The organism is Bacillus sp. PK6-026, assembly GCF_054161455.1.
This window is the reverse complement of the sequence record NZ_CP096418.1, coordinates 179,672-193,280: the sequence shown is the minus strand read 5'-3', so window position 1 is coordinate 193,280 and position 13,609 is coordinate 179,672. Positions and strand designations below refer to the sequence as shown.

Annotated in this window: 15 protein-coding genes; 3 read left to right on the top strand and 12 right to left on the bottom strand. The window is 42.8% G+C overall.

What is annotated here, in order from left to right; genetic code table 11:
• Positions 1 to 97: 97 nt before the first annotated feature.
• From M1D59_RS01090 to M1D59_RS01070, 5 genes are all read right to left on the bottom strand, one after another.
• Positions 98 to 1,279 (bottom strand): MFS transporter, encoded by a 1,182-nt coding sequence (locus tag M1D59_RS01090; RefSeq protein WP_095292711.1) that lies wholly within the window; start codon positions 1,277 to 1,279, stop codon positions 98 to 100.
• A gap of 142 nt (positions 1,280 to 1,421) precedes the next feature.
• Positions 1,422 to 1,724: an ArsR/SmtB family transcription factor gene (locus M1D59_RS01085; protein ID WP_101561695.1), complete on the bottom strand. Its 303-nt coding sequence runs from the start codon at positions 1,722 to 1,724 to the stop codon at positions 1,422 to 1,424.
• A gap of 411 nt (positions 1,725 to 2,135) precedes the next feature.
• Positions 2,136 to 2,630: a small multi-drug export protein gene (locus M1D59_RS01080; RefSeq protein WP_224146520.1), complete on the bottom strand. Its 495-nt coding sequence runs from the start codon at positions 2,628 to 2,630 to the stop codon at positions 2,136 to 2,138.
• 90 nt (positions 2,631 to 2,720) lie between these two features.
• A complete protein-coding gene (locus tag M1D59_RS01075; RefSeq protein ID WP_023857692.1) occupies positions 2,721 to 3,455 on the bottom strand; it encodes a MerR family transcriptional regulator in 735 nt (244 codons plus the stop codon).
• Positions 3,445 to 3,801 carry a DUF4870 domain-containing protein gene (locus tag M1D59_RS01070; protein ID WP_025810874.1) on the bottom strand — a complete coding sequence of 119 codons (357 nt, stop codon included), beginning with the start codon at positions 3,799 to 3,801 and terminating at the stop codon, positions 3,445 to 3,447. The genes M1D59_RS01075 and M1D59_RS01070 overlap by 11 nt, the downstream gene beginning before the upstream one ends.
• A gap of 159 nt (positions 3,802 to 3,960) precedes the next feature.
• Here M1D59_RS01070 and M1D59_RS01065 point away from each other — a divergent pair, with 159 nt between their 5' ends.
• The 3 genes from M1D59_RS01065 to M1D59_RS01055 are packed head-to-tail and all read left to right on the top strand — an operon-like array spanning position 3,961 to position 5,808.
• Entirely contained in the window at positions 3,961 to 4,338 is a 378-nt protein-coding gene (locus tag M1D59_RS01065) for a GntR family transcriptional regulator (protein WP_023857690.1), read from the top strand.
• On the top strand, positions 4,338 to 5,219 hold the full coding sequence (locus tag M1D59_RS01060) for an ABC transporter ATP-binding protein (protein WP_023857689.1): 882 nt from the start codon (positions 4,338 to 4,340) through the stop codon (positions 5,217 to 5,219). Before M1D59_RS01065 ends, M1D59_RS01060 begins: the two co-directional genes overlap by 1 nt.
• Positions 5,200 to 5,808: an ABC-2 transporter permease gene (locus M1D59_RS01055; protein WP_458117715.1), complete on the top strand. Its 609-nt coding sequence runs from the start codon at positions 5,200 to 5,202 to the stop codon at positions 5,806 to 5,808. The genes M1D59_RS01060 and M1D59_RS01055 overlap by 20 nt, the downstream gene beginning before the upstream one ends.
• Before the next feature lie 129 nt (positions 5,809 to 5,937).
• On the opposite strand, the gene M1D59_RS01050 is transcribed toward M1D59_RS01055, so the two are convergent.
• The 7 genes from M1D59_RS01050 to sigW form a co-directional block, all read right to left on the bottom strand.
• Complete coding sequence (locus M1D59_RS01050) at positions 5,938 to 6,258, bottom strand: hypothetical protein (RefSeq protein WP_216921758.1); 321 nt, start codon at positions 6,256 to 6,258, stop codon at positions 5,938 to 5,940.
• Positions 6,259 to 6,407: 149 nt separating this feature from the next.
• Positions 6,408 to 8,210, bottom strand: coding sequence for a glutamine--fructose-6-phosphate transaminase (isomerizing) (gene glmS, locus M1D59_RS01045; protein WP_023857686.1), 1,803 nt, complete (start codon positions 8,208 to 8,210; stop codon positions 6,408 to 6,410).
• Between the two features lie 441 nt (positions 8,211 to 8,651).
• The gene (gene glmM / locus M1D59_RS01040; protein WP_023857685.1) at positions 8,652 to 9,998 is read right to left on the bottom strand and encodes a phosphoglucosamine mutase; all 1,347 of its coding nucleotides are present in this window, start codon (positions 9,996 to 9,998) and stop codon (positions 8,652 to 8,654) included.
• Between the two features lie 20 nt (positions 9,999 to 10,018).
• Positions 10,019 to 11,335, bottom strand: a complete 1,317-nt coding sequence (locus M1D59_RS01035; protein ID WP_023857684.1) for a CdaR family protein — start codon at positions 11,333 to 11,335, stop codon at positions 10,019 to 10,021.
• Complete coding sequence (cdaA, locus tag M1D59_RS01030; protein ID WP_003178443.1) at positions 11,328 to 12,149, bottom strand: diadenylate cyclase CdaA; 822 nt, start codon at positions 12,147 to 12,149, stop codon at positions 11,328 to 11,330. Before cdaA ends, M1D59_RS01035 begins: the two co-directional genes overlap by 8 nt.
• A 165-nt stretch (positions 12,150 to 12,314) precedes the next feature.
• Positions 12,315 to 12,935: an anti-sigma-W factor RsiW gene (rsiW, locus tag M1D59_RS01025; protein WP_035337451.1), complete on the bottom strand. Its 621-nt coding sequence runs from the start codon at positions 12,933 to 12,935 to the stop codon at positions 12,315 to 12,317.
• 13 nt (positions 12,936 to 12,948) lie between these two features.
• A complete protein-coding gene (gene sigW / locus M1D59_RS01020) occupies positions 12,949 to 13,512 on the bottom strand; it encodes an RNA polymerase sigma factor SigW (protein ID WP_003178438.1) in 564 nt (187 codons plus the stop codon).
• Between the last annotated feature and the right edge of the window lie 97 nt (positions 13,513 to 13,609).

Here is a 13,609-nt window from a genome sequence, read left to right as displayed (position 1 = left end):
TTTTTCGGCTCAACACTACCTGCCAGACTTCGAAAAAAAACAAGTAAGATATGAGGAATGAACCCATTGAATCTTCAACACCAATCAAGGCAACGTATTATGAGCTGATTTCTCTTACAGGTCCTGCTTTCCGTTTGTAATGCGAACTGAAAGTCACCAAAACAGCGACAATCGCAATCGTAACCTCCAATGCCCCAAACCATGTAATAGAAGCCAGCGATATTTTTTCCACAAAAACTCCTCCGATGCCTGCACCTGCGGCCATGGCGAATTGCATCATCGATTGATTAATGCCGAGCAATACACCTGACACTTCCGGTTTGAGCGTCGCTAAGTGATATTGCTGTGTCGGGCCGGTAGACCATGCGGCAAACGACCATAAGATGAGAATCAACAGTACTCCGACATAGGAATGGGTGACAAGCGACAGTAAAATCAATGCGATGATATGCAGCGTCATCCCGCCAACGAGTGTAAAGGGAACGCCCCATTTATCGGTGCTATATCCGCCAAACTTCGATCCAACCAAGCTGGCGATTCCAAATATAAGCAAAAAGCCGCTAAGCAAATTGCCACTTATCCCTGAAACGGTCAGAAGGTAAGGAGACAGATAAGTATATGCTACGGAATATCCTCCGAGCCAGAAAAAAGTGATTGATAACCCCATTGCTACTTTCCGGTTCTTTAAAAGAGAAAGCTGTTGAAGCAAAGGGACGGGCTTATCGCCTTCAGTATGCGGCAAGATTAAGAATATAACAATCATTGCGATGAATCCCAGTAAAGCAATTCCTCCAAATACAGACTTCCAGCCTAATGCTTCTGCCGTCATTCTTCCGAGTGGAACACCTATGATCAAAGAAGCGGTAAACCCCATGACCACTGTAGCAATTGCACTGCCTTGCTTACCCGCCGGTGCGATTTTGGCGGCAATCGTTAATGCCGTGACCACAACCATGCCTGCCCCCAAGGCCATAATGACCCGCGCTGCAACAAACCAGCCATAGCCAGGCAGGGTAAAGGCCAGAATATTTCCTATCACAAACAAACCGAGAGCATACATCATTAACTTGCGCCTATCCATACTTGCCGTCAACGCCATGAGAACCGGTGTGAAAACTGCATACACAAGTGAAAAGATCGTAATCAGCTGGCCCGCGGCAGCTAAAGTTATTCCGAGTGTTTGGGCGATCTGATCCAAAATCCCGGAAATAATGTACTCTGAGGTCCCTACCAAAAAACTGATGATCGCTAAAATATAAATTTTCCAAGCACTAAACATCATCGTTCGCTCCTTCTTCGTTTTATACATTTACATATCACGAAATAACGATATGTAAATCAAAAAAATAAACACATCGGAATATGTCGATATGTATGGTGTAAAAATAAACATCATCTAGAGATGTTTATTTTTTGAATGCTCATATCTCTGTTTTAAGAAATTCAGCAAGCTTTCTGATGGCCTCTTCGTCTCTTTTGTAGTACGTATACTTTCCGATTCGTTCCGCCTTAATCAAGCCGGCTCTTAAAAGAATGGCAAGATATTGAGAAGCCGTTGATTGCGTCATTTTCAATTTGTCTGTGATTTGGCTGACACATACCCCGATTGTGTTCATATCAATCCCTTCATGGGGTTCAAAATGACGATCAGGCTCCTTCAGCCATTGCAAAATTTGCAGCCTTGATTCATTTGATAAAGCTTTGAAAACTTCAATAGGTTCCATACCAATCATTATATCTTCATATCGCAAATTGTCAATATGTTATATGCCCGTTTATTTTTTCTTCGGGTAATTGAAATATTGTGAAAGAGGATTAAAAAAACTTCCACCATTGCTTTTTGGAAAAGACAGCAACATATATTTCTTTATAAACTCACTCATAACATGTGATGATACAACGGTAATTTTTACTTCTTGAACGACACATTCCCTACCTTTTTACCGTTGGCGTTTGATATGAATACCAACACGCATACGTTGGTAGATCGAAAAATAATTGTTAGTTGCCATACTTATATAAGTTTGCAATAGCACCACACTTTGGACGGAGTGAAGGATAAGATAATATTTCTAACAAAAAGCGATACCCTCTTCCAAATCGAGAATTATAAAATTTGGTGTATTGAGTATATTCTAGTTCTTTATATTACTGTAGATATCAACTCCGAAAATTAACAGAACTCCAGTTCCCGCAGCCCACATAACTATACTGACAGTTTGCCAAACGATGATCCTTTTTTTATTTGCTTTCGCTATTATACATACCAATGCTCCAATGTGATTTGTTCCTATTATAGGACCCAAAAGTGAGATCCCGGGAACTCCGTACTTATTGAAGTATGACTTTGCTTTTTGAAAACGTCTGTTAATGTAATGATCAGTGTTATTCTTTTCTTTTTTGGAAAACCAAGATCTCATAAAAGAAGAAAATACTATTACAGCCATAACAGACAGCCAGTTAGCGGTAGCCCCCACTAAAACTACGAGAATAAATGGTAGGCCTAAAAGTATTCCGATTGGTACAGCTACGAAAGCCTCAAGGAAAGGCACAAATCCAATTATAAATACTGCTATAAATTGATAAATAATATTGACTTCTTCTACCCTTTGGAAAATTTCTTGAACCAAAACTAAAACCTCCGTAAATAAGCTTTATACACAGAAAGTGGGAGCGCCAATTTTTTTCTTTAGCCATTGGGTGTACTCTTTTTCAATTAATCATTCTTGTAACTTTGACATATAAGCAAAAGCATTTTTAAGAAAGGCTCTTTCTTCTTCCGTGAAGGGATTGAGTATATTGGGTTCATTATATTGAACCGTTGATTCTATTTCTGCTGTATCAATCTTTAATAACGTTCGGTTAGAAATATCTACCAACTGTTTGATAAATTTTAATGCTTCATCGGATTCAGGATTTGTTTCGTTTGCTATAAGTTCCTTCAAATCCATAAACAATGAAAAGTACTCTTTATCTAAATTAGCTCTTTCACTGCTTCTGAAATTGTGAATAGAACCTTTAGCTTGACTATATTCATTAAAATTTTCCTCTTCAAAAAGAATAGAGTGAATAATAAAGCTGAATAATTTTATATCTACCTTTTCATACCCTGAGATAATAGTTTTCATATGATCCAACTGATCAATCGTTTGACGAATTCTTTCTTGTTCTGCAATAAGTTCTCTTTTTTTGAATGAAATTGAATAGCTAAGTTGCTGTTCTTCTATAAATTGCGATTTTAATAAATCTGCGATGTCTTTAAGTGAAAAGCCTATGAATTTAAGAGATTGTATTTGTTGTAAACGTGAGAGTTCATCAAGGCTATAAAGTCGGTGTCCTCCTTCTTTGTAGTCGGTTGGTATTAGCAAACCAATTTTATCGTAATACCTAAGTGTTCTTATAGAAACTCCTGTTCGTTTAGCCAATTGTCCGATTGTCAACATATTATTTGACATGCGAATACCTCTTTTCTATATTTTCATCTTTACTTTTAATGTAAGGAATGGCTGGATAATAATATGGTTTTTGAAAAGCTATTCGAATAATAGCATACATGATTATTAATGTTTCTATAGCCAATATAACGTACTTAACCCATGAAGGCAGAAAACTACCAATTACAAACAATGGGAAAATCGTCAAATGAAAGTTAAGTGCTTTGCGACTTGATTCACCGTAATATAAGTCTTTCTTTCTTGAAATTAAAAACATAATAAGGGGAGGTATAACACCAAGAATAAGTGAAATTCCAAGCATTAATTGTACTGAAAAGATTGCTTTTTTTGATGGCTCTTCATCCATTTTAGTCACCTTTCCTATCTATTCTTCAATATAAGTGTAAAAGGTGACGTGAGTAGAGTATCAAGAAAATTTCAGCACAAAAAATCGTTGCCATTCAGGTAATCTTTGTGTATATTGTACATATTGTATATATTGTGTATAAATAAAAGAGGTTTTGAAATGAAAATTATAATTTCGAATCGTTCAAAGCAACCCATTTATGAACAAATTTACACCCAAATTAAGGATCATATTCTTGCCGATGAATTGAAGCCTGGACAGCCGCTGCCTTCTATGCGCCAATTGGCAAAAGATCTAAATGTCAGCCTTATTACGTCAAAGCGCGCCTATGAAGAACTTGAGAAAAATGCCTTCATTTATTCCGTAGTCGGGAAAGGCTCTTTTGTATCAGATCAGAATAACGAAATGATGAAAGAAGGAAAAATGAAAGCAATTGAAGAGCAGTTGACAGCAGCGATAAAAAACAGCAAAGACATTGGCGTTCCCCTTACAGAATTAAAAGATTTGCTTACCATTTTATATCAGGAGGAAGAATGATGGACAATGTAATTGAACTCCGGCATGTTCATAAATCGTTCGATGGTTTTCAACTAAAGGACTTTTCAATGAATGTAAAAAAAGGTTTTGTCACCGGATTTATCGGCGGAAATGGCGTGGGGAAATCGACAACGATTAAACTGATCATGAACTTATTGCAGCCTGATAGCGGAACGATTACGGTATTTGGCTTGAATTACAAGGAGCATGAGAAAGAAATCAAACAACGAATTGGCTTTGTATTTGATTCGAACATATTTTATGAACATTTAACATTGACTGAAATGAAAGATATTGTGAAAAGATCCTATGTCAATTGGGATGAACAAGTATTCAATGATTATGTGAACACATTTAACTTGCCGCTCACTAAAAAAATCAAGACGTTCTCAAAAGGGATGATGATGAAAGCATCATTAGCCGTCGCTTTGTCCCATCATGCGGAACTAATTATTATGGATGAACCGACGGCCGGACTGGACCCGATTTTCCGCCGTGAGCTGTTGGAAATCTTGCATCAGCTCATGCAAGATGGGGATAAGACGATCTTTTTTTCAACTCATATAACAACTGATTTAGATAAGATTGCAGATTATATCACGTTCATTCATAAAGGAGAGCATATCTTTACAAAGGACTTTTACGAGATTGAAGAACAATATGCAATTGTAAAAGGCGGCATGGAGTTGTTGGACCGGGAAACCGAACAGGAGTTTATAGCGGTTCGAAAATCAACTCATGGATTTGAAGCATTGACTGCGAATAAATCACGAACAGAAAACATTTTTGGGGATATGGTGTTAATTGAAAAACCGACTCTGGAAGATATTATGTTTTATACGAAGAAAGGAGCTAAAGAGCATGTTCAACTTAATACGTAAGGACATTGTCTTGCAGAAAAAAACATTGGCAGTTTTATTTTTGGGGTTATGTGTTTATTTAACATTAGATGCTTCCCCCATCTGGGTTGGAATTGCATTTAGTATTGCTATTTTTATGAATACCATTTCAATAGATGAAAAGTCCTCTATACATATGCTTCTCAATTCTTTGCCTTATACACGGAAGGAGATTGTCAGTTCAAAATATATTGTCGTCGTTCTCTTTACATCTATGGTGGCTGCAGCCATATTGATCGTAAACTTTATCATTCACCAGGAACTTACGATCTGGAAAGACATTTTGCTAATGGTCGCTATTGTGATGACAGCTGCTTCATTCATGCTGCCATTCTGTTATAAATTCAAAAGTAACTATTTGTTGACTGCTTCTATTGTTGCATTTGGCTTGTATATGCTAACGGTTAATTTTGTTGTCCAAAATTTGAACGATCAAATTAGAGAGTTGATTCACATGCTGCTATCCTTACAAAATGCTCTGCTGTATCTGATCGTTGCCATATCAATTATTACGCTATACGGGTGTTCATGGCTTCTGTCGATTCGGATTTATAGAAATAAGGTGTTTTAGGCTTTTTCTTTCATCGACACCGCTTCATATTCACCTGGGGATAAAAAACTGCACCGTCACACTTTTCGTCAGGTTGTTACGGTGCAGCGTATGATGGCGATGATGCAGACCAAAGCTGCTTGCAACCGCCTATTCCTGCTCAATAAACGAATACTTTTCTGGATCGGCCAATACATAAAAAAGTCCGAAGAACATCTTCCATCCACGAACCGGACTTCCGCATCTAAACTTTAAAGCTTCTCCTTCATCTAACGTAAACCTCAAAGCTTGGCTTACACACCAATCAATTTTCACTTGGATCTCATGTTCGCCAGGCTCCAAATCAATTCGCAGCCTCCCGCCATCTTTGATTTTCCCAGCCTCGACACCATCAATCAGCACTGAGAATTTTCTCATTTTATTCATCAACTGCGATGTTCTGTTGACTTCAATGTACGTCTCGTTGTTCATGGTTACACATCCTTTCAATTATAATCTAGCGCACTTTCAGACTACCAGAGTTCGATTTTTGATAAGACTTATTTCTCTTTCAAACACAAAAATACCCCTCCAGATCATCCAATCCAAGAGGGGTACAAACTATTATTTCAAACGTCGCCTTACTCCACCGTCACACTCTTCGCCAAGTTCCGTGGCTTATCAACGTCACAGCCGCGGTGCAGCGCTGCGTAGTATGCGATTAGCTGCAGCGGGATGACGGAGACGAGCGGTGCGAGCTCCGGATGCACTTCAGGCAGGACGAAGCGGTCGTCTGCTTCTTCCAGGCCTTTCAAGGAGATCACGCAAGGGTTGGCGCCGCGGGCTGTCACTTCTTTGACATTTCCACGGATGCTTAAATTGACGTGCTCCTGTGTCGCAAGGGCAATGACTGGTGTGCCGTCTTCGATCAATGCGATTGTACCGTGCTTCAATTCACCGCCGGCGAAGCCTTCAGCTTGAATGTAAGAAATCTCTTTCAGCTTCAGGGATCCTTCGAGGCAGACGAAATAGTCGAGGCCGCGGCCGATGAAGAAAGCATTGCGTGTTACTGTCAAATATTCGCGCGCGATCATTTCCATTTCGTCTTTCTGGTCGCAAAGGGCTTCCATCGCGTTTCCGATGATGCCGAGCTCTTTAACAAGATCAAAGCCGAGTGCTTTGCCACGGGTTTCCGCAGTCACAGCTGCCAAAATAGCGAGAACTGCGATTTGCGCCGTATATGCTTTTGTTGACGCTACCGCGATTTCCGGGCCGGCATTCAGTAAAAGCGTGTAGTCCGCTTCACGGGAAAGCGTGGATCCCGGTACGTTGGTCAATGTCAGCGCTTTGTGTCCGAGCTTTTTCACCTGTACGAGAACCGCGCGGCTGTCAGCCGTTTCTCCGCTTTGAGAAATAAAGATAAACAGCGGCTTCTCAGAAAGCAATGGCATATTGTAAGAGAATTCGCTTGCGACATGGACTTCAGCCGGAACTTTCGCCCATGTTTCGATAAATTGTTTGCCGACAAGACCGGCATGATAGCTCGTTCCGCAGGCGATGATATAGACGCGATCCGCTTCTGCAACAGCATTTGCAATGTCTCCAGGAATGGAAAGCTTGCCGTTTTCATCTTGGTACGTCTGAATGATTTTCCGCATGACAAGCGGCTGTTCATCGATTTCTTTTAACATGTAGTGAGGGTATGTGCCTTTTTCGATATCGCTCGCATCAAGCTCTGCAATATATGAGGCACGTGACATCAATTCTCCGTCAAGGTTTTTGATCACAACTTTTTTGTCTGTGACAATCACCATTTCTTTATCCATAAGCTCCACGTATTCGTTTGTCACTTGAAGCATCGCCATCGCGTCAGACGCGATCACATTGAAATTGTCTCCAAGGCCGACAAGAAGCGGGCTTTTATTTTTCGCAACATAGATTGTTTCTTTGTTTTCATGATCGAATAATGCAATCGCATAAGAGCCTTTGAGCAGCATAAGCGTTTGGCGGAACGCTTCTTCCGTGTCAAGACCGTTATTGACGAATTGCTCGATCACTTGAACGACAACCTCTGTATCCGTATCACTTTTAAGGGTTACATCTTGTAAATATTCGCGCGTCAGCTGAACATAGTTTTCGATGACGCCGTTATGAACAAGTGTAAATCGGCCTGATGCGCTTTGATGCGGGTGAGCGTTTAGACGGCTCGGTTCCCCGTGAGTCGCCCAGCGTGTGTGTCCGATTCCCGCTTGCGATATCACATTTGCATCAACGACTTCGCGAAGATCGGCAATCCGTCCTTTTTCTTTAAACACGTGTACGCCGTCTTCGTTCGCTACAGCGATTCCAGCTGAATCGTAGCCGCGATACTCCAGCTTTTCTAAACCTTTAAGTAAAATTTCCTTTGCATCAAGCTGGCCAATATAACCTACAATACCACACATAATTTTCTTCCTCCTAAGGTCGCAGGCAGGAGACGAAGAAAGTCTGCTTATCAGGCGGGGACATTCTTCGTCCCCTCCTACATGTTTTTTATGGAAGATCATGCGATTTCCCTTTGTTCAAAGAGTCGCCTCTTTGGTTTGAGGAAATCCTTGCGGCTGTGATCTTGTGGTCAGCCGGGAGGCATCCGCCGAAAATTCGATAAACCTCCATCCTCGTCAACTAAGCTGTTTCATCCGCACGCTTAGTCCGGGCGCTATAACTATAAAAAATGGTTCTGCCCTGCCTTTCCTTTTAAATTAAACAAGACAAGCTGATTTTACTATACACTAAAGGAACCGTCAAACATTTTTCAAAATGGTTCACATTTTTTCCAAGATTGAACGGTTCCCTTTATCTTATGTCAAATCAGCATGTCTCGTTCGTCAGTCTTCTGCGGAAAATCACTCCGCTCCCATTTCAGCTTTCACGACATCTGCAATGCGGCCTACGTATTTCTCGCAAAGCTCCTTCGTTTTCGCCTCAGCCATAACACGGACAAGCGGCTCGGTGCCGGACGGGCGCACAAGGATGCGGCCGTCACCGTTCATTTCCTTCTCAACCTCTTCGATGACCGCTTTTACCTTTTCGTTCTCCGCTACTTTATGTTTATCGGTTACTTTCACGTTCAAGAGGAGCTGTGGAAACTTCTGCATCTCTGCCGCAAGCTCTGACAAAGACTTACCTGTCATTTTGATCGTGTTCATCAGCATGATCGCAGAAAGCAGTCCGTCGCCTGTCGTATTGTAATCAAGGAAAATCAGATGTCCCGACTGTTCTCCGCCGAAAGTAAACCCGTCCTTTTTCATCGCTTCCACTACATAGCGGTCGCCGACAGCTGTCTGAACGCTTTTAATGCCTTCCGCTTCAAGCGCTTTGTAAAAGCCGAGGTTGCTCATCACCGTAGAGACAACTGTATTGTCCGCCAGGCGCCCCTCGCTCTTCAAGTACTTCGAACATATGTACATGATTTGATCGCCGTCTACGATATTCCCCTTTTCGTCAACAGCGATCAAGCGGTCGCCATCCCCGTCAAACGCCATGCCGACGTCAGCTCCCTTTTCTTTCACAAATTCGGCCAGGGCTTCAGGGTGGGTCGAGCCGACTCCGTCATTGATGTTTAATCCGTTCGGAGAAGTTCCCATCGTTGATACATCTGCGTCAAGATCGGCAAACAGGTGGGTCGCCAGCGAAGATGTCGCCCCGTGCGCACAGTCAAGCGCGACATGAATGCCTGTGAAGTCTTCATCAGCAGACTGCTTAAGAAACTGCAAATATTTCTGTCCGCCTTCAAAGTAGTCGTTCACCATACCCAGATCAGCGCCTACAGGCCTTGGCAGGTGATCTTCAGGCTGATCCATCAGACGCTCGATTTCAAGCTCCTGCTCATCGGAAAGCTTAAATCCGTCACCGCCGAAAAACTTAATTCCATTGTCCTCGACAGGGTTGTGGGAAGCTGAAATCATTACACCCGCTTCCGCGTCCATAGCCTTCGTCAAATATGCGACGCCGGGCGTCGAAATCACACCGAGACGCATGACTTCTGCTCCTATCGAAAGAAGGCCCGCAACAAGGGCACCTTCCAGCATATGCCCGGAAATGCGCGTATCACGGCCGATCAGCACCTTGGGGCGCTCCTTATCTTTTGTTAGGACATATCCGCCAAAGCGTCCGACTTTAAAGGCCAGCTCGGGTGTAAGTTCACTGTTTGCCACGCCTCTTACACCGTCTGTACCAAAATACTTGCCCATTAATATCGCTCCTTTTTGATTCATGAAGGTTGTGAATCCTTTTCAGAATGATTCTCTTCTTCTTCATTCTGACCATTATTTTTTTCGTTGTGGGTTGTTTGAGATGAGATTTTCACTCGAATGCTCTGCCGCGAAAGCGACCATGTCATGTTCTGCGGTCCGTTTACTTCCAGCTTCACGTTATGCTCGCCGTCATCGAGATCCGCCACATTGACATAGAGCTCGACGTCGGAAGGCTGGAGTTTTTCGATCGCGGCTGTCGAGCCCTTTGCCGTGATATCCAGCTTGCCTGACTTCGGATCGAGAAATTCAAGATCCCGGCTGTCATTCAGCCCCGCGGTTTTAATTGAAACGTTCTTCAGTTTTTTCTCTTCTTCCTTGTCAACTTTCACCTTGATTTTCACTTTTTCGGGTGACACTTTTTTAGCGCCGTCCGGCACTTTAATGTTGGCTTCCAACTCAGTGTCATCTTTCATTTTACTTAAATCAACCTCATCAGCCTCGACAAATTCTAACGAATCAAGAACATTTTGCGGCCCGTAGACGGTTACCTCTCCCGGACTGATATCAAGGCTGGAAATGCTGATACCGTCCGGAAGGCTCCCTTTCCGGTCAACTTTGACGGGAATCTTTTTGCTAGGGCTTGTCACGGGAACGGTGATTTTAACGACGGATGGACTGACTTCAACCGGAAGAACATTTCCGTCCCTGTCGTATACTGTTAGCTTGGCTTCTTTTTCAACCGTCTGGTCGACGCCCTCTAAATTGATCGTCGCCTTGATGTTTTGGATTCTGTCGATCACGGCTTTTGAGCCGGTGACGCTGACGTTTTTCGGGTTGATAATCGGCAGCTCCGGCGTGTAGCCATCTTTCATTTTGTTTTTATTATAAAAATCAACCTCGACCGGGAATTCCTTCGTCGTTTTTTCTTCGATGGTCACGGTTGTCACCGATGGATTGATGGTCAGAGTGAGGCCTTCGGCAACATTTCTGGCCTTCAGCTCGACTTTGTGCCTGCCTGTTTTCAGATGCTGCATATCGGCATAAATCTCAAAATCCTTCACTTGTCTGACCTTCTTGACGGTTCCTGTCGGGCCTTTAATCGTGACATTCACCGTCTGCGGCACGCCTGTTACGACGTAGTTTTCATCATCATAAAACGATTTGACCGGTATATCGGTGAGCGTCGCTTCGTCTGTCGTCGATGTCGGGAAAAACGATTCACCTGGTTTCTTCGGAGTCGGCGCTTGAGCGCTGTGGACCGCAAAGTAAAGAAGAAACGCGAATAATAATGCGACTACTTTGACAGCCCAGGGATTGTTTAAGAACTTATCCATTTTTCTTCGCCCTCCAATACCAGCGATTTGAGGAAGTTTCTCGCGAATTTTTCTTGAATTCCGCTTCAAGCATGTTTTTCAATGCCTCTTCCGATAAATCACGGTGAAGGTCTCCGTTTTTGGCGACGCTGATGCCGCCCGTTTCTTCGGATACGACAACCGTCAGACTGTCGGTCACTTCACTGATTCCCACTGCTGCTCTGTGCCTCGTCCCAAGCTCTTTTGAAATAAAAGGGCTTTCAGAAAGCGGAAGGTAGCAGGCGGCTGCAGCAACCTCATCATTTTTCATAATTACGGCGCCGTCATGAAGCGGTGTATTCGGAATAAAGATGTTGATCAATAGCTCAGAGCTGACCTTTGCATTTAAAGGGATCCCCGTTTCTATGTAATCGCCCATTCCCGTCTCCCGTTCAATCGTCAGAAGCGCGCCAATCCGGCGTTTCGCCATATATTTAATCGCTTTTGTAATCGCATCAATCGTTTTCTGCTGCTGCTCTTCCTCAGGTGTTCCGCTCCTCGAAAAAAAGCGCCCCCGCCCCAGCTGTTCCAGCGCTCTCCTCAATTCAGGCTGGAAGATGATAATGATCGCTAGGAACCCCCATGTGATCGCCTGGTCAACCAGCCACTGCAGGGTGCTTAATCCTAAATATTGACTGGCCAGCCTGACGAGAACAATGACCACGATTCCCTTTAAAAGCTGAACCGCCTTTGTCCCGCGGATGACCATCATTAATTTATATATTACGTACCAAACAAGGAGAATATCAACGGCATCGCCGAGGTACTGCAAGAAAGGGATATCCTCAAAAGCCATTTCCTCGTCCTCCAAGAATTCAGTCATTAGTAAGGTTAATATGTTTCAAAATGGTATGATCTATTATTTTTACATATACAGAGGCTATTATAGCACAAATTGATTTTCCAAGTGAAATGGCGGCCCTTCATAAAAAAAGAGCAAAGCTCATTCGCCCGCTTTGCTCTACTCTTTAGACTCCTTCATGTCAAAAACCGATTTTCCGGTCGATTTAATCTTATACCACATCCAGTCGAACACTTCGTTGATCTCATGGATCTGACCGGTGACTTGTCCTGCTGAAGCCGTATATTTTTCGCCATTAACAATCGTGACATCGCCGTCGACTTTGCCCTCTATAATCAGCTTTCCGTTTTTCACGGTCACATCGCCTTTGACAACTTCGCCTTCAGGTACGATGACCGTGTTGTTTTTCACTACGAGATTGGGCTGGCTTGATACGCTGAAATCCTGATCGTTTTTCCAGCTGGAGAAAAAGCTGCCGCCCATCAAAATGATAAACAAAGCTGCCGCCACTAAAAACGGATGGGCTTTAAGCCACCTGTTGATCGATGCCGTTCGCTTTTCCTTCGGCAGATTCGCCAGCACATCGGCTGTAAAGTTCGCCGGAGCTGTAAGATGCGACGTGCTCTGGACAAGAGCGATGGATTTTTCCATTTCATGAAGGTGCTTTTTGCAGTCTTCGCATGATTGGAGGTGCTCTTTTAATTGCGATTCATCTTCCGGTAGTATGTCTCCGTCAAGGTATTTATGCATAAGCTGAACAATATGCTCCGGACAGCTCATTTCATCACCCCACTTAAAGATCCCTTAATTGTTTTCTGAGAGCCTCTCTGCCCCTGTGTATCCTCGTTTTCACCGTACCTACGGGAATATTAAGGATTTCACTGATCTCAATGAGTGAGAGCTCATCAATGTACTTTAATACGATGACCGTCCTGTATTTATCGGGAAGCCTTAAGATTTTTTCCTGGATGGTGCTGTGCAGCTCCAAAGAAACCACTTCATCCTCTGGAAGCGCAACATCCGCCGCAACCTGGGAATACATCGTCAGTCCTTCAGTCCCCGCCACCTCTGCATCCAAGTAATAGTCCGGCTTTTTTTTACGGATACGATCGATGGTCAAATTGGTTGCGATTCGATAAAGCCATGTGGAAAATTTCCGGTTGATATCAAAACTGTCGATATTCACGTATGCTCTGATAAACGCTTCCTGCGCAATATCTTCCGCCTCATGCGCATTGCCGAGCATACGGTAGCAAAGCTGATAAATTTTGTCTTTGTAAATATCCACGATGTCTGCAAATGCATTACGATCGCCTTTTTTCACCTGTTTGATTCTTTTTTTAATCATTGTTTCCATATTTATCTAACCTCTGCCTTCACCGGTCTTTATGTATACGAATTGATTTTTATAAGGTTTCATTAAATTCATAAAAATAGTTTATCAAATTTTTGGC